This window comes from Streptomyces sp. NPDC046985, from assembly GCF_040644415.1.
Classification (GTDB): Bacteria; Actinomycetota; Actinomycetes; order Streptomycetales; family Streptomycetaceae; genus Streptomyces.
Genome location: NZ_JBEYWK010000024.1, coordinates 46,385 through 65,627, shown reverse-complemented (window position 1 = coordinate 65,627; position 19,243 = coordinate 46,385). Strand labels below are relative to the sequence as shown.

The window sequence follows — 19,243 nt, the reverse complement described above, 5'->3', positions numbered from 1 at the left end:
GCTCTCACTCACACCCGGGGGAGTCCATGGACCCGCACGGCTCCACAGCTCAGCGCTTCCCGCTTGTCGCCCGATTCCGGCCTGCCTGCCTTCCCCTGCGCAAGCGCGTGCGCGCGCTCGTCGACCTGGCGGACGCCGCGGTGAAGAAGACCGATCAGGGGCTGGCTTCATCCGTCTACAACCAGGCCGCGCTCGTCGCCTCCGATCTCGACCTTCCCGACCTGGCACGCGAGATGTGCCACGAGCACGCCGACGCCTACCTCCATGCCTGCCCTCTGCCCGCCATGAGCGCGATTCGCGGCCTGGAACCCGTCGTCAACCTCGCCCGCCTCCAGATCCGAGGCGGTCACGCCGATGCGGGCCGTCAGCGGCTGCTCGACCTGTACGTTGCTGTCGAGGCGAGTGCGCATGCTCAGTTCGACGGTGTCGAGGTTCCGGCGGACCTTACGGTGACGGATGAGGACCGCCACGAGGTCCGTGCGTGGTTGTGGCGCGTGCTCCTCGCCGACGGCGCGCGCACGTTCACGACCGAGGGACGCTGGGCCGAGGCCCTGACCCACATCGAAGCTCACCGCGGCGTAGGCGAGCGGATGCTCGACGGGCGTCAAGTCGCCGTACTCGCCGCCCTCGTTGAGGGTGACACGGCACGGGCCGGTGTTCTCCTCGCCGACACGATGCCCGGTGATCCGTGGGAGCGGGCCGTTACGGCATGCCTCACCGTCCTGTGCCGCCGCGACGCCCGGCAGCCGGTCGACGGCCACCTGGCGGACCTGGCAGCCACCTGTCTTGAGCGCCGGTCCGAGCCTGGGATGACCGTCTTCGACACCCGGCTCGGACTTACCGTCCTCGACGCGATCGGTTCCGACGACTCGGCCGCCGTGCACCGCGTCGTCGAGGACCTCCACCGCAGGACGACGGATGCCGAAGACGGCTATGCGGCCCGCGAAATCCTGGCGCACCATCTGTTCACCGCGATCGCCACGGACCGGCAGGCACAGGACTGCCGCGCACTGGTGCGTTCCTGCGCCCTCGGGGCAGGGACCATGCCGGACGAGCTGAAAGGAGAGCTGACGGCGGCACTCCGCGCCAGCGACAGCGTGATCCGGGAAAGCCTTGCACGCCCCTCAGACCTCGGACGTGCAGCCCTTACAGAGAGGGCCCAGCGGGCCGGGGCCGAAGCGAAAGACGTCTAGGACGGGCAGTTAGAACCGGGGCCCACAGCGGTCCCAGGCCGCGAAAATGCCCCTGAGTCGCGCCATGCGCGCAGCTCAGGAGCATGATCACGAAGGTTACTTCTTCTTGCCCTGGTTCTTGACCGCCTCGATGGCCGCTGCGGCCGTCTCCGGGTCGAGGTACCTGCCGCCGGGGACGAGCGGCTTGAAGTCGGCGTCCAGCTCGTAGGAGAGCGGGATGCCCGTGGGGATGTTCAGGCTCGCGATGTCCGCGTCCGAGATGTCGTCCAGGTGCTTGACCAGGGCGCGCAGGCTGTTGCCGTGGGCGGCGAGCAGGACCGTGCGGCCGTCGAGGAGGTCGGGGACGACGTTGTCGTACCAGTACGGGAGCATGCGGACGACGACGTCCTTCAGGCACTCCGTCTGCGGGCGCAGCTCGGGCGGGAGGTCCGCGTAGCGCGCGTCGTGGAACTGGGAGTACTCGGCGTCGCGGGGCAGCGGCGGGGGCGGGGTGTCGTAGGAGCGGCGCCACAGCATGAACTGCTCCTCGCCGTACTCGGCGAGGGTCTGCGCCTTGTCCTTGCCCTGGAGGGCGCCGTAGTGGCGCTCGTTCAGCCGCCAGGAACGGTGCACCGGGATCCAGAGGCGGTCGGCGGCCTCCAAGGCGAGCTGCCCCGTGCGGATGGCGCGCTTCAGGAGGGAGGTGTGGACCACGTCCGGGAGCAGGCCGGCGTCCTTCAGCAGCTCGCCGCCGCGGATCGCCTCCTTCTCGCCCTTCGGGGTGAGATTGACGTCCACCCAGCCGGTGAACAGGTTCTTCTCGTTCCACTCGCTCTCGCCGTGGCGGAGCAGGATCAGCTTGTACGGTGCGTCGGCCATGTCCCAGAGCGTAATCCACGCATTCGAGCCCGGTCCCGGCCGCCCGCGGGCCCGCCCGTGGCCCAGTGCGCCTCCCCCTCGCGCCCCCGCCGGTTGACGGGATCCGTTAATCGAGTGGCTCCCCGATCTTGTCGTCTCGTAAGATTCTCTTGACCACTCAGCCACTTACACCTCCAGAGGTCGCCCATGTCCGCCGCCAGTCTCCGCCGTGCCGCCCGCGAGGCCGTCTCCGGGCTGCCCCGCGAGTTCTGGTGGCTGTGGACCAGCACCCTGGTCAACCGGCTCGGGGCCTTCGTCGCCACGTTCATGGCGCTGTACCTGACCCTCGACCGCGGCTACTCCGCCTCCTACGCCGGCCTCGTCGCGTCGCTGCACGGGCTCGGCGGCGTCGTCGCCTCGCTCGGCGGCGGGGTGATGGCCGACCGGTTCGGGCGGCGGCCGACGCTGCTCATCGCCCAGTCCGCCACGGCCGCCAGCGTCACCCTGCTCGGCTTCGCGCGCGACCCGGTCTCCATCGCCGCCGTCGCGTTCCTCGTCGGCATGGCGAGCAACGCCTCGCGGCCCGCCGTGCAGGCGATGATGGCGGACATCGTGCGGCCCGAGGACCGGGTCCGGGCGTTCTCGCTGAACTACTGGGCGATCAACCTCGGCTTCGCCGTCTCCTCCTCGGCGGCCGGCTTCATCGCCGAGTTCAGCTATCTCGCCGGCTTCCTGATCGAGGCCGGCATGACCCTGGCCTGCGCGATCGTGGTCTTCCTGCGGGTGCCCGAGTCCCGGCCGGCGGCGGCGCCGACCCCGCACGGCGCGGCACACGGCACCGCGCACCCCGCCGCATCCGGCGCCGTACGGCTGTCCACCGTGCTGCGCGACGGGCGGTTCATGAGCGTCGTCGGACTGTCCTTCCTCGTCGCGCTCGTCTTCCAGCAGGGCTCGGTCGGCCTGCCGATCGCCATGGGGCGCTCCGGGTTCGCGCCCGCCGACTACGGCCTGGCCCTGGCCGTCAACGGCCTGCTCATCGTGGCCCTCCAGATCCCCCTCACCCGGCTCATCGAGCACCGCGACCCCAAGCGGCTGCTCGTCGTCTCCTCGCTGCTCGCCGGGTACGGCTTCGGGCTCACCGCCTTCGCCGGGTCGGTCGGCGCCTTCGCGCTCGCGGTGTGCGTCTGGACGCTCGGCGAGATGATCAACGCGCCGACCCAGACGGGACTGGTCGTCCGGCTCTCGCCGGTGCACGGACGCGGCCGCTACCAGGGCGTCTACAGCCTGTCCTGGTCGGTCGCCGCCCTCGTCGCCCCGCTGATGTCCGGCACGGTCATCGACCGTCTCGGCGCCGCGTGGCTGTGGGGCGCCTGCGCGGCCCTCGGCACGGCCGCCGCCCTCGGCTACGGGACGCTGATGCGCCGCCTGCCCGAGGCCGACCGCGGCGAGAGGGTACGGGCGGCGGGCGGCGCGGAGGACGCACCAGGCCGGGCCGGGGACGCCCGCGAGGGCGCTGACGTCCTCCGGGACGCGGACGCCGCCACGGACGCGGCCGTCCCCATGGACGCGGACGGCCTCCTGGACGCGGAGGGCAGGACGGCCGGGGCCCAGGCCCACGCTGGCTGACACCGGTGGGTGGGCTCGGCTGACGTCAGCGGCCTCCTCCAGCACCGGCTTCCTCGGCGGAACGGCCGACGGCGTACGGCTGACGGCTGACGGAGGACGGCTGAAGGCTGACGGAGGACGGCTGACGAAAGACGGAGGACGGCTGACGGAGGGCGCCTCGCGGACTCAGTCCGAAGGGCGCCGCGTCAGGTGCTCGAACGCCTCCAGGTTCCGCGTCGACTCGCCCCGGGACACGCGCCACGCGTACTCCCGGCGGATCGCGGACGCGAAACCCAGTTCCAGCAGCGTGTTGAAGCTGTCGTCGGCGGCCTCCAGCACCTGGCCGAGGAGGCGGTCGACCTCCTCGGGGGTCACCGCGGACAGGGGCAGCCGGCCGGTGACGTAGACGTCGCCGTGCCGGTCGACGGCGTAACTGACGCCGTACAGCTTGAGGTTGCGCTCCAGCAGCCAGCGGTGGACGCCCGACTCGTTCTCGTCGGGGTGCCGGACGACGAAGGCGTTCAGGGAGAGCGAGTGGCGGCCGACGATCATCGACAGGGTGGTGGAGAGCTTGCGGACGCCGGGGAGCTTCACGACGTAGGCGCCGGGACCGGAACTCTCCCACTCCAGCTCGGCGTCCTTCAGGACGTCCTCGATGGCCTGCGCCGCCCGCCGCTGCTCCGCGTCGTCCGTGGACTTACCCATGGGGGGAGCGTACGCGACGGCGGTGGGCGTGCAGCGCGGCCGTGTACACGTCGGCGGTGGCCGCCGCCGAGGCGTCCCAGCCGAAGGACTGCGCGTGCCGGGCGGCGGCGGCGCCCATGCGCTCCACCAGGGCCGGGTCGTCGGCGAGGTCGCGCAGCACGCGGGCGTAGGCGGCCGGGTCGTGGCCCCGTACGAGGAAGCCGCTCTCGCCGTCGCGCACGGCGACCGGAAGGCCGCCGACCGCCGCCGCGAGGACCGGCGTCCCGGCCGCCTGCGCCTCGATCGCGACCAGTCCGAAGGACTCGCTGTAGGACGGCATGACCAGCACGGACGCGGCGCGGAACCAGTCGGCGAGCTGCTCCTGCCCGACCGGCGGACGGAACCGCACCACGTCGGCGATGCCCAGCCGGGCGGCCAGCTTCTGGAGCCCCTCGGGCTTGGCCAGGCCGCTGCCGCTGGGGCCGCCGACGACCGGGACCACGATGCGGGAGCGCAGCTCGGGCCGCTGGTCGAGCAGGACTCCGACGGCCCTGAGCAGCACGTCGGGCGCCTTGAGCGGCTGTATGCGGCCGGCGAACAGCGGGATCAGGGCGTCCTGGGGCAGGCCGAGGCGCTGCCGGGCGGCGGCGCGGGCGGTGAGGGCGGTGGGAGCAGTGAGGGCGATGGGGGACGCGGGAGCCAGGGGGGCCGTGGGGTCAGCCGCGGCAGCAAGGCCAGCAGGGGCAGCAGGGCCAGCAGGGCCAGCAGCAGCGGTTTGCGTCGGCCGGGGCGTGCCGAGGTCCGGGACCTGGGGGAACGGGCGGAAGCGGCTGAGGTTCACGCCCGGGTGGACCACGGCCACCTTGTCCCGGTCGGCCGTGTAGTGCCGGACCAGCTCCTCCGCCTCGTCGTCGGTGTTGGCGATCAGCCGGTCGGCGGCGGCGACGATCTGCGTCTCGCCGATCACGCGGGCGGCCGGCTCGGGGGCGTCGCCGTCGGCCAGGCTGGCGTTCTTGACCTTGGCCATGGTGTGCATGGCGTGCACCAGGGGCACCCCCCAGCGCTGGGCGGCGAGCCAGCCGACGTGGCCGGAGAGCCAGTAGTGCGAGTGCACGAGGTCGTAGTAGCCGGGGCGGTGGCCGGCCCATGCCTGCATCACGCCGTGGGTGAAGGCGCAGAGCTGGGCGGGCAGATCCTCCTTGGCCAGGCCCTCGTAGGGCCCGGCGTCGACGTGCCGGACGAGCACGCCGGGGGCGAGCTGCACGGTGGGCGCCAGGCCGCCCGCGGTCGCCCGGGTGAAGACCTCCACCTCGATGCCGAGCGCCGCCAGCCGCTGGGCCAGCTCCACTATGTAGACGTTCATGCCGCCTGCGTCGCCGGTGCCGGGCTGGTGCAGCGGGGAGGTGTGCACGGAGAGCATCGCGACGCGCCGGGGGCGACGGTGCAGCCGCCGCAGCGGAGGCGCCGCCGGGGAGCGCCGCCCGAGCCTGGCGACGTACTGGCTCACAGGGCGTTCCTCCTTGCTGCGGGCATGCCTGTCGCGGGGCGCCGTGCGCCCTCCAGGCGACAACGCCGAACGGGACGGGTCCATTTCCGCCTCCGACTCCTTTGCCCAATCATTGCCGACTCTCGCTCAACGGTCGCTCAACGGTCTGAGGGCGGGGGGCCCGCGCTGTCGCCGGGGCGGGGTGGGGTGGCCAACCGGCACCGCACCGGCGGGTCGGGGCGCGTACGGCGTCCTGGGGCTCGCGCTCCGGAGTCACCTGATACGGCGGCCCCGTCAGTCGCCCGATCCGGCGCCCGTCGCGCGCCGAGTGCCCCCCTACCCTCGTATCCATGAGTCCCCGCGCTACGACCCGCCCCGTGGGAACGGTGACGCGCGGGACGACGAACCCCAACCGGCTGCGTCGCATGGACCGCTGGATCGCGGCCGTGCACGGCGCCGAGCTGCGGCGCGCCGCCGAACCGCTGGCCGTCGACCTCGGCTACGGCGCCTCCCCGTGGACGGCGGTCGAACTGCTGCACCGGCTGCGCGCCGCCGCCCCCCGCACGCAGGTGGCGGGCGTCGAGATCGACCCGGCCCGGGTCGCGGCGGCACGGCCTTACGAGCGCGAGGGACTGGTCTTCCGGCACGGCGGCTTCGAAGTGCCCGTGCCCCGGCGTCCCCAGCTCATCCGCGCGGCGAACGTGCTGCGGCAGTACGACGAGGAGCAGGTCGCCGCCGTCTGGGAGCGGCTGCGCGCACGGCTCGCCCCGGCGGACGCGCACACCCGCGGCGGCCTGCTCGTGGAGGGCACCTGCGACGAGATCGGGCGGCGGCACGTGTGGGTCGCGCTCGGCCCCGAGGGTCCCCGCACGGTCACCTTCGCCGCCCGCCTCGGCTCCCTGGACCGCCCCTCCGACCTCGCCGAGCGCCTGCCCAAGGCGCTGATCCACCGCAACGTCCCCGGCGAGCCGGTGCACGCGTTCCTGCGCGACTTCGACCGCGCCTGGGCCGCCGCCGCGCCCTACGCCTCCTACGGCGCCCGTCAGCGCTGGATCCGCGCGGTGCGCGACCTGACGGCCGACTGGCCGGTGACGGACGGCCCGACGCGGTGGCGACAGGGCGAAGTGACGCTGACCTGGGAGGCGTTGGCGCCGCGCAGGTGACCGGCGGTCCCGCCCGCGCGGCCTGGACGGCACCCGGTGAGCGGCCTACGAGCGGTGGGCGGCCAGCGCGCGGAGGGCGGCTTACGAGCGGCGGGCGACCCACGGTCGCTGACCCGCCGTGGCCGACCCGCCGTGGCCGAGGTGCGAGAAGGAACGATCTCGCCGGGTCGTACGTCTCACAGGCGCTGAGGGAGGGGCCGTGAGGGGCCGGGCGGGGCAAACCCGGCCTCTGTCGCTTTTCGCGGACTCGTGGCACGATCCCACGAGCAAACGTAAGTTACTGAAGGTAAATCAGGTGGGAGAGTTATGGGGCGGGGCAGGAACGGCGTGCTCGCGGCGGCCGTGACCGTGGTCTGCGCGGTCACCGTGCTGGGAGCGCCGGGGACGGCGCTGGCGAACGCGCAACGCCCCAGCCCCCGTCCGGCGCCCTCCGCCTCCCCCGCCGCGCCGCGCCCGGCCGACGCCGCGCTGGACAAGGAACTTGAGGCCGTCCGGGCCAAGCTGGACACGCTCTACCACGACGCCGCCGTCGCCACCGACGCCTACGACGCCGCCGAGGAGAAGGCCCAGAAGCAGGCCGCCGAGGTGGGCAGCCTGGACCAGAAGATCGCCGCGGGGCGCAAGCGGCTGGCCGAGCTGAAGGACCACGCCGGCGCCGCGGCCCGCGCCCAATACCGCATGGGCGGGCTGCCGCCCCAGGCCCAGCTCGTGCTGAGCGACGACCCGCAGAGCTTCCTGGACGGGGCCGTCCGGGTGCTGGAGGGCGAGCGGGCGGCCAAGGGGCTGATGGGCGACATGGCCCGCACCCAGCAGGACATGCGCCAGTACGCCGACGACGCCGCCGACCGCTGGAAGCTGCTGGAGGCCGACCGCAAGGACAAGGCCCGCGCCAAGCAACGCGTCCAGCAGCGGATCAAGGAGGCGCAGAAGCTGGAGGCCACGCTGGCGGAGCGGCAGAAGGAGCGGCTGGCGGAGCTGGAGAAACAGGCCGCCGAACGGGCCCAGACGGCCTGGCTGGGCGCCGGAGTCGTCAAGGATCTGCACGGCAAGGCGTCCGAGGCGGGGCAGCGGGCGGTGGCGTACGCCACGGCCCAGCTCGGCAAGCCGTACGAGTGGGGCGCCGAGGGCCCCAAGACGTTCGACTGCTCTGGGCTGACCTCGCAGGCCTGGGCGGCGGCGGGCCGCCCGATCCCGCGCACCTCGCAGGAGCAGTGGAAGCAGCTCCGGCACGTCGACGTGGCGGACATGCGCCCCGGCGATCTGATCATCTACTTCGGCGACGCCAGCCACGTGGCGATGTACGTCGGCGACGGCACGATCATCCACGCCCCGCGCCCCGGGCGGACGGTGACGCTCGCGGGGGCAGGCGAGATGCCGATCCTGGGCGTCGTACGACCGGACGGGGCGGACGCCGCACGGCCGGACGAGGACGTTACACAGCCGAAGGCGGGTGCCGCACGGAGGCCGGAGGCGGGCGCCGCACGACCGGACACGCACGCCGCACGGCCGGACGCGGACGGCGACGACGGCACGCCGTCCCCGCGCCTCGGCCAGCTCCTCAGCCACGCCAGGTGACCGGATGACCGGCGACCGGGTGACCGGCGACCCAGTGATCGCTGGCCGGACACCGGTGGCCCAGTGATCGGTGACCGGATGACCTCCGCACCCGGCACCTAAGCGACCTCACCGCCGCGCCGCCTCACCGCCGTGTGGCCCGGTGACCCGGGGGTCCGGTGACCTGGGGGCCCGGTGACACGGGCCACGTGACGCACCGCACCCCCGCCGCGCGAGCAAACGCCTCCCCGGCGTGACCTTCGTCATCGAGAGCCGCCGTCGCCCTGTCCAACTCCTCTGGCTATCTCGGCATATGCCGGAGGCCAAAGCCAAAGAGACGTGCCGCGCAGCATTCCGCTGCCCCGCCGACAACCGTTAGGGTCCCCGTCGGCGGAGCGTTCCCTCGTTCCCGCCACGCCCTCGGGGGAGGGAAGGAATCCAGGACGATGACCGTGCCCATACCGCGGCAGAGAGCGATCCCGGCCGTGGAGAACGGTCCGGCGCCCCACGTGTCCCCCAGCGGCGGCCCCTCCGCGGCGCCCGCCCCGCACCGGGAAGCCGCCACGCCGAAGGAACCCACGGTCCGACACGACGACCACCGCGCCGGCGGCCAGCACAGCGCGCCCAGCCCGAACACCGCCGGCCTCACGCTGCTGCTGATCGAGGACGATCCCGGCGGTTCGCCGCTCGTGCCCGAGCTGCTGGACCCGGCCGGCAGGCCGATCAGGGTCCGCACGGCGCGCAACCTCACCGAGGCCGAGCGGCTGCTCACCGACGACGTCCACTGCATCCTGCTGGACCTCGCGCTGTCCGCCCCGGGCCGGTCCTGGGCGGCGAGCGGGTCCGGCGCGGCGACGCCCCCCGGCGACGACGACGAACTGGCCGTGCTCAGGCACGTAATGGAGCTGGCCCCCCGGCACGCCGTCCTCGCGCTCACCGCGTCCACCGACGCCGAGCGCGGCGCCGAGGCGGTGCGCGTGGGCGCCCAGGACTACCTGTTCCGCGACGAGCTGGACGGCCGCCTGCTGAGCCGGGCGATCCGCTACGCGGTGGAGCGCAAGCGCTCGGACACGGCCGAGCGACGGCTCGCCGAGGGGCGGCTGCGCGCGCAGGAGAACCGCCGGCTGGAGCGCGGCCTGCTGCCGACGCCCCTGCTGGACGGCTCCACGCTGCGCTTCGCCGCGCGCTACCGCCCCGGCCGCTCGCGCGCGCTGCTCGGCGGCGACTTCTACGACGCCGTGCGCACGCCCGACGGCACCGTGCACGCCATGATCGGCGACGTCTGCGGGCACGGTCCGGACGAGGCGGCGCTCGGCGTGGAGCTGCGCATCGCCTGGCGGGCCCTGACCCTGGCGGGACTGTGCGGCGACGAACTACTGGACACGCTCCAGCAGGTGCTGGAGCACGAGCGCTCCGACGACGAGATCTTCGCGACGCTGTGCACGGTGGACATCTCGCCCGACGGGCGCCGCGCCGGCCTCTGCCTGGCCGGGCACCCGTCCCCGCTGCTCAGCACTCCGGGCCGGGCCGCCAGGCTGTTGCCCCACGACAACAACGGCCCCGCCCTCGGCGTGCTCCCCGGCGCCCGCTGGCCCCGGACGCAGGTGGAGCTGGGGTCCCGCTGGAGCCTGATGCTGTACACCGACGGCCTGATCGAGGGGCGGATCGGCACGGACGGCGAACGGCTGGGCCAGGACGGCATGGTCGAGATGGTCCGCCGTCAGTTGGGGCGGGGACTGCGCGGTGAGGAGCTGCTGCGGGCGGCGGTCAACGAGGCCCGCGAACTCAACGGCGGCGAGCTGGCGGACGACGTGGCCGTGGTCCTGCTGGACCGCGAGCCATAGCCGACGCGGAACGAGGCGCGGCGCAGGCGCGAAACGAGCACGCGGCGCGGAACGAGGCGCGGCGCGCAACGATCGCGGGCCGCGTGACCGGAGCGCGGCGCGGAACCGGGAAGCCGGGGGGCGTCCGAGCAGGCGCCGTTCACGCCTCCGCGACCCCCGGAGGACTTCCGGCCTCCCGGATGACTCCCGGACGGCTACCGGCCGCCGTTGTACGGACCGTACGGGCCGTCGCTGCTGCTGCCGCGACGGCGGCCTCCGCCGCTGCCTCCGGACACCTGCCGGAGGGCGGGCCGCACGTCCACGATGTAGACGATGCTCGCGACCGCGCCTATGACGGGCAGGAACATGAGGATGGAGAACAGGTAGCTCACCGCGAGCGCCAAGGCGAGGATGATCAGCCAGAACACCTTGTTCTGCTTGTCGGCCGCGCGGAAGGCGTCCTCGCGTCGGAACGCGGCGTCGCACAGCCCGAACGCGGCCAGGGCCATGAGAAGGATCTTCAGGATCCCCAGGAACCCCGCGAAACCCATCATCAGCATGCTGCCACCGCCGTCCTCTCCAACTCCTACGCGGTCACCGTACCCGGAGAACGGGCCGGGCACCCCGGAGGTGCCCGGCCCGTTCACCTGTCGCCCGCGTGGGTGACGCGAAGACGACGGAGACCGCTTCCCGCCTGGCCTTACTTGGCGGGCGGGAGGGTCTTGCCCGTGGGGTTCTTGCGCGCCGCCGGCGGCGTCTTCTTGGAGACCGGGGCCTTCTTAGCCTGCGGCGTCGGCGCGACAGCGGTCTGCACGGGCTTGACGCCGGGCGTGGCCCCAGGCATGGCGCCGGGCGTGCCGCCCGGCGTGACACCAGGCTTCACGTCGGACGTGACGCCGGACGTGGCGCCGGGCGCGACGCCGGGCTTGACGTCCCGCGCGACGTCCGGCCGCGGCTCGGGCTCCACGGCGACGGCGAACTCCTCGACGTCCTGGGCGAAGCCCTCGACGTTCCCGGCAAGGCTCTCGACGCCTCCGGCGAGGTCGTCGATGCCCTCGGCCGCCTGGCCGCGCCAGGTCCGTACGGCCTGCTCGCCCTGCTCGGCGACCTTCTCGTAGGTCTCGCGGGCCTTCACCGCGTACTCGGCGGCGACGCCGACCCCGCGCAGGGCGAGGTCTTGGGCGTTCTCGCCGAGCTTCTTCAGCTCGGTGTCGAAGTTGGCGCTGAGCTTCTTCAGGTCGGTGTCCAGGGAGTTGAGCAGCTCGTTGAGCCGGGTCTGGACGGTGGCCTGCGTCTCCTTGACCCGGGCGCCGGCCTCCTTGGCACGGGTGGCGGCCCGCTCCTGCACGGCCTTGGGGTCGGTGTTGCGCACCGCGTCGATGCGGGCCGGGGCCTCGTCGCGAAGCTGCTCCATCAGGGCGGGCACCTTCTTGGCCTGTTGCAGGGCCAGGTCCGCGGTGCCCACGGCGAAGTAGAGCGGCGTCGGGTCGCTGAGGGTCTTGCGGAGGTCGTCGGTGATGGCCATGGTGAGGATCCTCCTGGATCGCTTGCGTCTGAGGGTTTCGTCTGCGGCGGAGGGCCGCCGGCCCGCCCGCGGGGTGCGGCCCGCGGACTCAGCCGGAGGCTTCCCGCGAGTCGGCGCCATCGCCGTCGCACATACGGTCGCGGCCCCCGGCACGGGCGGCGCGGCCGCCGTCCGCCGTCTCTGCTGCTTCGGGTCCTTCGGATGCTGCCGGCACTTCAGCTTCTTTTGATGCTTCGGGTTCTTCGGACACGACGGCCACGGCTATGACACCGCCGGCGCCACCGAGGTCACCGGCTCCCTCGCCGCCCCGGTCGTCACCGCCGCCGTCCGCCTTGCCGACCCCGAATCCGTTCTCCTTGCGGAAGGACTCGTAGACCTGGAGCAGCACCTGCTTCTGCCCCTCGGTCAGCGTGGGGTCGGCGAGGATGACGGCGCGCGTCTCCACCTCGTCCCGGTCCCGCTCCGCGTCGAGGATGCCCGCCCGTACGTACAGCGTCTCCGCGGAGATCCGCAGCGCCTTGGCGACCTGCTGCAACACCTCCGCGCTGGGCTTGCGCAGCCCGCGCTCGATCTGGCTCAGATACGGGTTGGACACCCCGGCGGCATCGGCGAGCTGCCGCAGCGAGAGCTGCGCGTTGCGGCGCTGCTCGCGCAGATACTCACCGAGATTGCCGACGTTGAGCGATGCCATGACTCCACTGTGCACCACCCACGCTAACAATTGCAAGCACACCGCTTGCAAGAGCGTGCGCGGCGGCCGACTTGTCGCGTGGGTCAGCGGGTGCGTGCGGGTGGGCGCCGCGAGCGCGGCGTTGGCGTTGGCGTCGGCGTTGGCGTTGGCGTCGCGGGCGACCGTACGAAGAAACCGTCGGCTTGGCAGTGCGCGCGTTCCCACGTATGGATTGTTGAACGATCCTTCAATAGGCTGGTCCAAGCCCCACCCGTCTGCTCCGCGGACGCGGAAACGGTGACCGACCGGAGAGGTGAAGGAGATGAGCAGTCGTCAGTTCGAAGAGGTCGACGACCTCGGGAATATCCTGTTCTGCGACGACCTCGCGCTGCGGCTCGAGTGCGTCCTGATGGGCCTGGAGACCGCGGAAGGCACAGTCGCCCTCGATCCCGCACAGACACGCCACATGCCCGCTGCCCTCTTCGAGTTCAGGCGTGCCCTGAGCGTGGGCGGCTACGGGATCCAGTACGCCGTGCCGAAGGCGGCCTCGCTCGACGAGGTGCCCAAGGAACCGCAGATCGAAGGCGCCGTCCTGTTCGGCATGAGGCGCCTGCCGCCTGAGTTCTCCGAGCTGCGCCTGCCCGACCCGCCGCGATCCGACGATGATGGGGGCTGCGTCGACAGGAAGGGGCCCACCGTGTTCGACGAGCTGCGCATACGCGAACCACCGCGACGCGACGACGACGAGGTCTACTTCGGCATGAGACGCAGACCGCCCGGCCACGCCGACCTGCGCTCGATCCCCGGATGGGAGCTGCACGAGACACCCGATGACCAGCCAGGACCGTGGCAGCACTTCGGACACGACTACTCCCGGCTGGAACTGCGGACGCCCGACGGGAACGTCTACTCTCGGACCTGGGTCCCGCACGACCCCGAGTGGGAGGCCGCCGCCCGGCGTCACGGATACGTCGTGTGCCTGTGCGGCGTGGAACTGGGGGTCCGGGCACCGTACGCGATGACCGCCGCGCAGTACACCCCGGACATGCGCCACGAGTACTTCCGCTACGGATGCGCGGTGGGGCTGACCGTCGGCGGACTCGTCGCCTACGTCGGCCACCGCTGACGCGCGACACCGAGGCCGGCACGCAGGCGAGCATGAGCGGGGCCGCGACGCGGCGTTCGAGCGGGTCCTGCGGACGACACGGGTTCGCCCGGTACGGGCGCCTCGGGGCCTGCTGTGCGGAATGAGGCCCCGCCTGGTCGCGGCTGGTCGCGGCGGGGGCCTCGCGCTCGTCGTGCCGGCCGCGGCGACGCCCCCGCTCCCGCCGTCTCCCTTGGCCCCGGCCCCGGGACCCCGCTGAGGACCGCTCGCCCCGCCCCACCCCTACAGGCTCATCCCCCGCGCCGTCAGGATCCCGTCGACGCGGGCGCGGTGGGCCGTCTCCCAGTCGTCCAGGGTCTGGGCCGCCTCCTGGGCCAGGCGGGCGCGGGCCGCCGTCAGGATCTCGGCGGCGCGCGCGGACGGGACCGCCACCACGCCCTCCTCGTCGGCCACCACGACGTCGCCGGCGTCGACCTGGACGCCGCCGCAGCGCACCCGCTCGTTCAGCGGGGCGGGCGCCGCCTTGGCGCCGGGGATCGGGATGACGCCCCGGGCGAAGACGGGGAAGCCCAGGTCGCGCACCTCGGCGAGGTCGCGGATCAGGCCGTCGGCGACGAAGGCCGCCACTCCCCTGCGCTGCGCCACGGCGCACACGTTGCCGCCGGCCAGCGCGTAGTCCAGGTCGCCGGACTCCACCACGATCACCGAGCCGGGCGCGGCCCGGTATATGGCGGCGTGCAGCATGAGGTTGTCCCCGGGCGGGCATCGCACGGTGAACGCCGGTCCGGCCACCCGCGGGACCGGCTGCCACAGCGGCCTGACGCCGATGTCCATGACCTGTTCGCGGCCCAGCAGGTCGGCGAGGGCGGTGGTGGGCACGTCCCGGAAGGCGTCGGCCATGACGCCGTCGTCGTCTACGTTGATCATGCACACGACCCTAAGCCCGTCGGCGGACCCTCGCGGCGGAAGCCGCCGACAGATCGTGTCGGCGGTCCTTTCCGCAGGCCCTGTCGGCCTCGGGCGACACCTTGCGACCCCCGGTGAGCCTCCCTCCGGCCCTACGTCAGGACCTGGGCGAGGCGGAAGTCCGCCGTGGGGCGGGGCGTCAGGCCGAGGGGGGCGGCGGCCGCCGCCAGGGTCATCGCGTAGGAGTCGACCGCGCGGCGGACGTTGGGGGCGTCCAGGCCCGCGCCGGTCGCCAGGCGGTCCAGGTCGACGTAGGCGGAGCGGACGGTCTCGACCCACCGGTACACGCGCCAGTCCTGCTGCCACTCCGCGGTGTGCGCGGCGTCCAGGCGGCTCTCCCAGCGCCGGAACATGCGGGCGCGGATCTCCGGCCGGGTCGGGGTGAGGTGCATGTGGCGGACCAGGTCGTAGAGCGGGTCGCCGATGAGCGCCATCTCCCAGTCGATGATCGTCAGGGCGAGGGCGTCGTCGCGGCGCACCAGGTTCCACGGGTTCAGGTCGCCGTGCAGCAGGGCCGGCCGGCGCGGGCTCACCCGGTAGCGGGACAGGATCTGCCGCAGCCGGGCGGCGTCGGGCAGGCCGAGCAGCCGGGCCAGCCGCCGGGACTCCTCGGGCAGGTCGCCCACCAGCAGGACGAGTTGGTCGCAGAGCCAGGTGAAGAAGGTCTCCTCGCCCGCGACCGGGTCGAGCGAGGCGTAGTCCACTCCCGTCAGGGCGCGGAGCTGGTCGACCAGCCCGTCCGCCTCGTGCGGCAGCAGGCCGTGCACCGGGTGCGCGGGCGGCCGGTCGGCGTCCTCGGGGCCGACGTAGGTGTGGATGGCGTACTGCTCCCCGCGGTGGCTGAAGCCCAGGGCGAGGACGCGCGGCGCCGCCACCGGCGCCCCGGACCGCTCGACGGCCCGCAGCACGGCGTGCTCGCTGAGGTAGCGGGGCTCGCGGCGGCGGACGTCGGCCGCCGTGCGCCGTACGACGACGGGGCGGTCGTAGCCGGGCACCCGCACCACCGAGTTGAGATGGGCCGTGCCCTTGAACACCCGGCTCGCCCGCACCCCGCCCTCGGCGGCCAGGGCGTGCCCGACGGCCGCCTCGGGGAAGTCGGGCCGCGGCGGAAAGCGCGGGTCCCACGACCAGGCGACGGCCCCGGAGTCGCCGTCCGGGCCGCCGCGTTCCGCCGCCCGGGAGGCCCGCCAGCGGAACAGGGCGCGCTCGATCTCCGCCGCGGCCGGGACGTCGCGCAGTCCGAGCGGTTCGGCGGCCGCCTCCAGCGCACGGCGCACGGCGGCCGTCGCGTCCTCCAGACGTCGCTGGTCCTCCTCCGGGCTTCGCCGGCCGTCCGCCACGCCTCCTCGCCGGCCCTCCTCCACGCCTCTTCGCCGGTCCTCGTCCAGGCTCTGCCGGCCGGGCGCGCCCTCCAGGCCCCGGGCCGCGCGCATCACGTCCGGGTAGACCGACTGGGCCCGCTCGAAGGCGACGTAGTGCCGCAGGTCCGTGGCGAGACCGGTGACGGCCGCCGGGCGGATCCGGCCCATGGCCCCGGCCCAGGCGTCGATCACCTCGGCCCACTGGCCGCCGGGGTAGCGCATGCGGACCAGATGCGTGGCGAGGTCGTGCAACGGGTCGCCGTACGTGGCCAGTTCCCAGTCGACGCCGACCAGGGGCGGAGCGCCCGCGCGGGTGAGGATCACGTTGTCCCGGTGCAGGTCCGCGTGCAGCAGGCCGAAGGGGCGCCGGGCCATGGCGGGCGCCCGGTCGGCCAGCGCGGTCAGGGCGTCTCCGGGGACGCCGAGCGCCGCGAACAGCCCGCCGAAGGCGTCCCAGCCGGGCCGCCGGATCTGCCGGTCCGCGCGGCGGGCCAGCGTCCGCAGGAAGCCCTGGCCGTCCCGGTCGTTGCGCGGCCACTGCGGCGGCAGCGGGGGCAGCGCCTCCCGGCGGACCTGGGTCGTCCGGGCGAGGTGGTCCGCCAGCTCCCGGACGAGCAGGGCGTCGACCGGCTCGCCGTCGGCGCAGACGCCGGACAGCGCCGCGCCCTCGACGTGGGTGTGGATCGCGAAGGCGTCGCCCTGGAACAGGCACTCGGGGGCGCCGGGCAGCACGCCCCGGAGGGAGTCGAGGACCGCTCCCTCGTCCCGCCACGTCCTGATCGCTGCCGCCGGCGCCTCGGCGCGCCGGATCCGCACGGTCACGGGCGTCCCGGCCTCCCGGCGCAGCGCCCGCGCCGCAGGCGCCGTCAGCGGCAGCACGTGGTTGCGGTGGTGGCAGCCCGCCAGCGGACGGCCGCGCTCGCGGGCGAGCCGCGCGAACGCGCGGACCTCGCGCAGGGCGGCCTCCCCGAGCGGAGGACGGGGCGGGAGAGAAGAAGATGCGCCCACGGCCGCTCCAGGTGCTCGCGCAAGATCACAGTATGACAAAAGGTACGCCTACGGTCATACAGTGCACGACCAGGGCAGGGTCCGGCTCGGCGCGACGGGTGGTCGCCCCGGCCTTTGCTCACGCGGTGCGGGAATGCTAGCGCAAACTCCGGTGCCTCCAGGGCGTTTCCGCGGCGGCGAGAGGAGCGGCCGGGCAGCCGTCCGCCTCGGTTCAGGCGCGGCCCTGGAGGATGCGCAGCACGGGCTCCAGCGAGTCCACGATCAGCGGCGCGCCGGACTCCCGGAGCAGTTCCTCCTTACGGGGGCTGGCCGCGTAGCCGAGGAAGGGGACGCCGGCGCGCACGGCCGCCTCGTGGTCGGAGGGGGTGTCGCCGATCATCAGGGCCTCCCCGGGAGCGGCGCCGGTCGCGCTCAGCGCGCGGTTGAGGCAGTGCGGGTCCGGCTTGAGGCGGTGCAGGTCCCGGGTGCGGCCGTAGACGTGGGGGGCGAAGCAGGGGGCGAGGCCGCGGCCGTCGAGGTAGGCGCGCGCGACGAGCGGCGCGTTGTTGGTGGCGATGGCGAGGCGGGCGCCCAGCGCGTCCCAGGTGCGGATCAGCGGGTCGGCGTACGGCGTCGGCCAGGCGGATCCGGCGGCGCGCAGCTCCTCCTGGGTGAGCCGGGCCTCCAGCTCCGCGACCAGGTCGCTGTCCGGATGCCGGCGGTCCACGGCGCACAGCACGGCGTGCGGGTCCGGCGAGTCGCGTTCGCCCTCGGTGAGCAGACCGCTGAGGCCGCGGCCCTCCAGCCACCGCACCAGCCCGCTCGCCACCCGCTGCGAGGAGTGCCCGGCGAACAGACGGCAGACCGGGCCGTCGAAGTCCCACAGCACGGCGCGCGCGCCCGCGACCAGGGCCCGCAGGGACTCTGGCGCGGTCTTGGGCGCCGTCTCGGGCGCGGGCGCGGCGGCGGCCGTCTGGACCGCGTCTCCTGCGGCCGCGCTTCCCGCTCCTGCCGTCGCCGCAGCCGTCCCGGCCGCGCCTGCTGCCGCGGTCCCCGGCGCTCCCGCTCCCGCCCCCGCCGTCCCGGCCGCGACGACGGTCCGGGGCTCCCCCGCTCGGTCATGTTCGCTCGGTTGCGTTGCCGAATCGGTCTGCTCCGCGTCAGAAGTCACTAAGAGAGTGTCAGGTCCGTGGTGATGGTTGCCCAGAGGGCGTCGAACCACTTCTGCGATTCCGTCACGAACGCGGCGTCCCGCTGGCCCGCCTGCCGGTCGAACGAGAACAGCAGCGACTTGGAGCCCAGCGCGTCGTACATGTCCAGGGTCTCGTCGCCCCAGTCCTCCTCGCGCCGGGTGAGGGTGTAGTAGCCGATCAGCGCTTCGGCGCCGTTGAGCAGGTAGAGCTTGACCGGCGGGGTGAAGGGCAGCGCGCGGAAGGCCACGCGCACGTCGACGCCGTGGGTGGCGCGCAGCGCGTGCAGGTTGTGGCGGAGCACGTGGCCCTGGGCGTTGCGCATCTCCAGCCAGCGCTGGTGCAGCACGTCGCCCTCGTCCCGGCCCTGCACGGGCACCGGGAAGGCGAGCGAGATGTGCTGGGACGGCACCAGGATGCGGACGTCGACGGCGTCGGGGCACATCCGGCCCTCGTGGATCAGCCGGAGCGGTTCGCTGAGGGCGACCATCAGCGTCTCCGCCGTGTGGCACAGCACGTCGATGCGCACATGCCGCGCGGAGAACGCCTCCGTCAGCCGGGGCGCGAGGCCCACCATCGTGGGCTGCGGCTCCTCCCGCACGGAGGGGGCCTCGGCGATCCTCGGCGGACTGCCCTTGCTCACGTCGCTGAGCAGACCGTCTTCCTGGAGCGCCCGCAGGGCCTGGCGCACGGCGCCGCGCTCCACCCCGAACTCGTCGGCGAGTTCGGCCTGGGTGGGCATGCGGTCACCGGGCCTCAGCTCACCGGCGCGGATCCGTCTGCGCAGGGCGGCGGCGATCTCCTGGGACGAGCTTCTCCGGCTGCCGTTCACGGCCACGTTCTCCTGGGTCACGACCAGACGCTACAACTCTGATCTAGCTGACGGGAGTTGTCGGAAAGCTGTGCGGGTTCGGCCGCCGCCGGGAGCACAGGGGCGGACATGACGGGCGACTTCGGCGGTACGGCGGGCGAGGGCGCCGCGACGACCGCCCCGGGAGCCGCGGCCGCCCCGGGAGCCGCGGCCGCGCGGTGGCCGCCTTGGGCGGACCCCCGCCGGCGCCGGGCGGCTGGAGGGGGTAGTGGGCGGCAGCGGA

The 19,243-nt window shown here is 73.8% G+C and carries 15 protein-coding genes and 1 pseudogene; 6 read left to right on the top strand and 10 right to left on the bottom strand.

Features of this window, described 5'->3' with window-relative positions; genetic code table 11:
* Window positions 1-26 precede the first annotated feature (26 nt).
* Entirely contained in the window at window positions 27-1,193 is a 1,167-nt protein-coding gene (locus ABZ861_RS27190) for a hypothetical protein (protein ID WP_361635164.1), read from the top strand.
* Window positions 1,194-1,289: 96 nt separating this feature from the next.
* Here ABZ861_RS27190 and ABZ861_RS27185 read toward each other — a convergent pair whose 3' ends face one another.
* On the bottom strand, window positions 1,290-2,051 hold the full coding sequence (locus tag ABZ861_RS27185; RefSeq protein ID WP_361635162.1) for a phosphoglyceromutase: 762 nt from the start codon (window positions 2,049-2,051) through the stop codon (window positions 1,290-1,292).
* A 186-nt stretch (window positions 2,052-2,237) separates the two neighbouring features.
* Between ABZ861_RS27185 and ABZ861_RS27180 the strand changes: the two genes are divergently transcribed.
* Window positions 2,238-3,656, top strand: coding sequence for an MFS transporter (locus tag ABZ861_RS27180; RefSeq protein WP_361635159.1), 1,419 nt, complete (start codon window positions 2,238-2,240; stop codon window positions 3,654-3,656).
* A 165-nt stretch (window positions 3,657-3,821) separates the two neighbouring features.
* Here the strand turns inward: ABZ861_RS27180 and ABZ861_RS27175 are convergent, their stop codons facing one another.
* Window positions 3,822-4,340, bottom strand: coding sequence for a YbjN domain-containing protein (locus tag ABZ861_RS27175; protein WP_361635156.1), 519 nt, complete (start codon window positions 4,338-4,340; stop codon window positions 3,822-3,824).
* Window positions 4,333-5,826, bottom strand: coding sequence for a glycosyltransferase (locus ABZ861_RS27170; RefSeq protein WP_361635153.1), 1,494 nt, complete (start codon window positions 5,824-5,826; stop codon window positions 4,333-4,335). Before ABZ861_RS27170 ends, ABZ861_RS27175 begins: the two co-directional genes overlap by 8 nt.
* Before the next feature lie 329 nt (window positions 5,827-6,155).
* On the opposite strand from ABZ861_RS27170, the gene ABZ861_RS27165 reads away from it, so the two are divergent.
* From ABZ861_RS27165 to ABZ861_RS27155, 3 genes and pseudogenes are all read left to right on the top strand, one after another.
* Window positions 6,156-6,968: a class I SAM-dependent methyltransferase gene (locus tag ABZ861_RS27165; RefSeq protein WP_361635150.1), complete on the top strand. Its 813-nt coding sequence runs from the start codon at window positions 6,156-6,158 to the stop codon at window positions 6,966-6,968.
* Between the two features lie 306 nt (window positions 6,969-7,274).
* Window positions 7,275-8,375: pseudogene (locus ABZ861_RS27160) on the top strand (NlpC/P60 family protein); the annotation flags it as partial.
* Window positions 8,376-8,968: 593 nt separating this feature from the next.
* A complete protein-coding gene (locus ABZ861_RS27155; RefSeq protein WP_361635147.1) occupies window positions 8,969-10,366 on the top strand; it encodes a fused response regulator/phosphatase in 1,398 nt (465 codons plus the stop codon).
* A gap of 194 nt (window positions 10,367-10,560) precedes the next feature.
* Here the strand turns inward: ABZ861_RS27155 and ABZ861_RS27150 are convergent, their stop codons facing one another.
* From ABZ861_RS27150 to ABZ861_RS27140, 3 genes are all read right to left on the bottom strand, one after another.
* On the bottom strand, window positions 10,561-10,905 hold the full coding sequence (locus ABZ861_RS27150; RefSeq protein ID WP_361635145.1) for a DUF2516 family protein: 345 nt from the start codon (window positions 10,903-10,905) through the stop codon (window positions 10,561-10,563).
* Between the two features lie 140 nt (window positions 10,906-11,045).
* A complete protein-coding gene (locus ABZ861_RS27145) occupies window positions 11,046-11,870 on the bottom strand; it encodes a hypothetical protein (RefSeq protein ID WP_361635142.1) in 825 nt (274 codons plus the stop codon).
* A gap of 88 nt (window positions 11,871-11,958) precedes the next feature.
* A complete protein-coding gene (locus ABZ861_RS27140) occupies window positions 11,959-12,561 on the bottom strand; it encodes a helix-turn-helix transcriptional regulator (protein WP_361635139.1) in 603 nt (200 codons plus the stop codon).
* 301 nt (window positions 12,562-12,862) lie between these two features.
* Between ABZ861_RS27140 and ABZ861_RS27135 the strand changes: the two genes are divergently transcribed.
* Window positions 12,863-13,666, top strand: a complete 804-nt coding sequence (locus ABZ861_RS27135) for a hypothetical protein (protein WP_361635136.1) — start codon at window positions 12,863-12,865, stop codon at window positions 13,664-13,666.
* 261 nt (window positions 13,667-13,927) lie between these two features.
* Here the strand turns inward: ABZ861_RS27135 and ABZ861_RS27130 are convergent, their stop codons facing one another.
* From ABZ861_RS27130 to ABZ861_RS27115, 4 genes are all read right to left on the bottom strand, one after another.
* Window positions 13,928-14,545 carry an RraA family protein gene (locus tag ABZ861_RS27130; RefSeq protein ID WP_361635323.1) on the bottom strand — a complete coding sequence of 206 codons (618 nt, stop codon included), beginning with the start codon at window positions 14,543-14,545 and terminating at the stop codon, window positions 13,928-13,930.
* A gap of 158 nt (window positions 14,546-14,703) precedes the next feature.
* On the bottom strand, window positions 14,704-16,929 hold the full coding sequence (locus ABZ861_RS27125; protein ID WP_361635320.1) for an aminoglycoside phosphotransferase family protein: 2,226 nt from the start codon (window positions 16,927-16,929) through the stop codon (window positions 14,704-14,706).
* A 262-nt stretch (window positions 16,930-17,191) separates the two neighbouring features.
* Window positions 17,192-17,878 carry an HAD family hydrolase gene (locus tag ABZ861_RS27120; protein ID WP_361635318.1) on the bottom strand — a complete coding sequence of 229 codons (687 nt, stop codon included), beginning with the start codon at window positions 17,876-17,878 and terminating at the stop codon, window positions 17,192-17,194.
* Between the two features lie 251 nt (window positions 17,879-18,129).
* Window positions 18,130-19,008 carry a winged helix-turn-helix domain-containing protein gene (locus tag ABZ861_RS27115; RefSeq protein ID WP_361635315.1) on the bottom strand — a complete coding sequence of 293 codons (879 nt, stop codon included), beginning with the start codon at window positions 19,006-19,008 and terminating at the stop codon, window positions 18,130-18,132.
* Window positions 19,009-19,243 lie beyond the last annotated feature (235 nt).

Excerpts from the sequence above, each read along its gene's own strand:
- ABZ861_RS27190 (WP_361635164.1), top strand. The coding sequence starts at position 27 with ATGGACCCGCACGGCTCCACAGCTCAGCGCTTCCCGCTTGTCGCCCGA.
- ABZ861_RS27185 (WP_361635162.1), bottom strand. The coding sequence starts at position 2,051 with ATGGCCGACGCACCGTACAAGCTGATCCTGCTCCGCCACGGCGAGAGC.
- ABZ861_RS27180 (WP_361635159.1), top strand. The coding sequence starts at position 2,238 with ATGTCCGCCGCCAGTCTCCGCCGTGCCGCCCGCGAGGCCGTCTCCGGG.
- ABZ861_RS27175 (WP_361635156.1), bottom strand. The coding sequence starts at position 4,340 with ATGGGTAAGTCCACGGACGACGCGGAGCAGCGGCGGGCGGCGCAGGCC.
- ABZ861_RS27165 (WP_361635150.1), top strand. The coding sequence starts at position 6,156 with ATGAGTCCCCGCGCTACGACCCGCCCCGTGGGAACGGTGACGCGCGGG.
- ABZ861_RS27155 (WP_361635147.1), top strand. The coding sequence starts at position 8,969 with ATGACCGTGCCCATACCGCGGCAGAGAGCGATCCCGGCCGTGGAGAAC.
- ABZ861_RS27150 (WP_361635145.1), bottom strand. The coding sequence starts at position 10,905 with ATGCTGATGATGGGTTTCGCGGGGTTCCTGGGGATCCTGAAGATCCTT.
- ABZ861_RS27145 (WP_361635142.1), bottom strand. The coding sequence starts at position 11,870 with ATGGCCATCACCGACGACCTCCGCAAGACCCTCAGCGACCCGACGCCG.
- ABZ861_RS27140 (WP_361635139.1), bottom strand. The coding sequence starts at position 12,561 with ATGGCATCGCTCAACGTCGGCAATCTCGGTGAGTATCTGCGCGAGCAG.
- ABZ861_RS27135 (WP_361635136.1), top strand. The coding sequence starts at position 12,863 with ATGAGCAGTCGTCAGTTCGAAGAGGTCGACGACCTCGGGAATATCCTG.
- ABZ861_RS27130 (WP_361635323.1), bottom strand. The coding sequence starts at position 14,545 with ATGGCCGACGCCTTCCGGGACGTGCCCACCACCGCCCTCGCCGACCTG.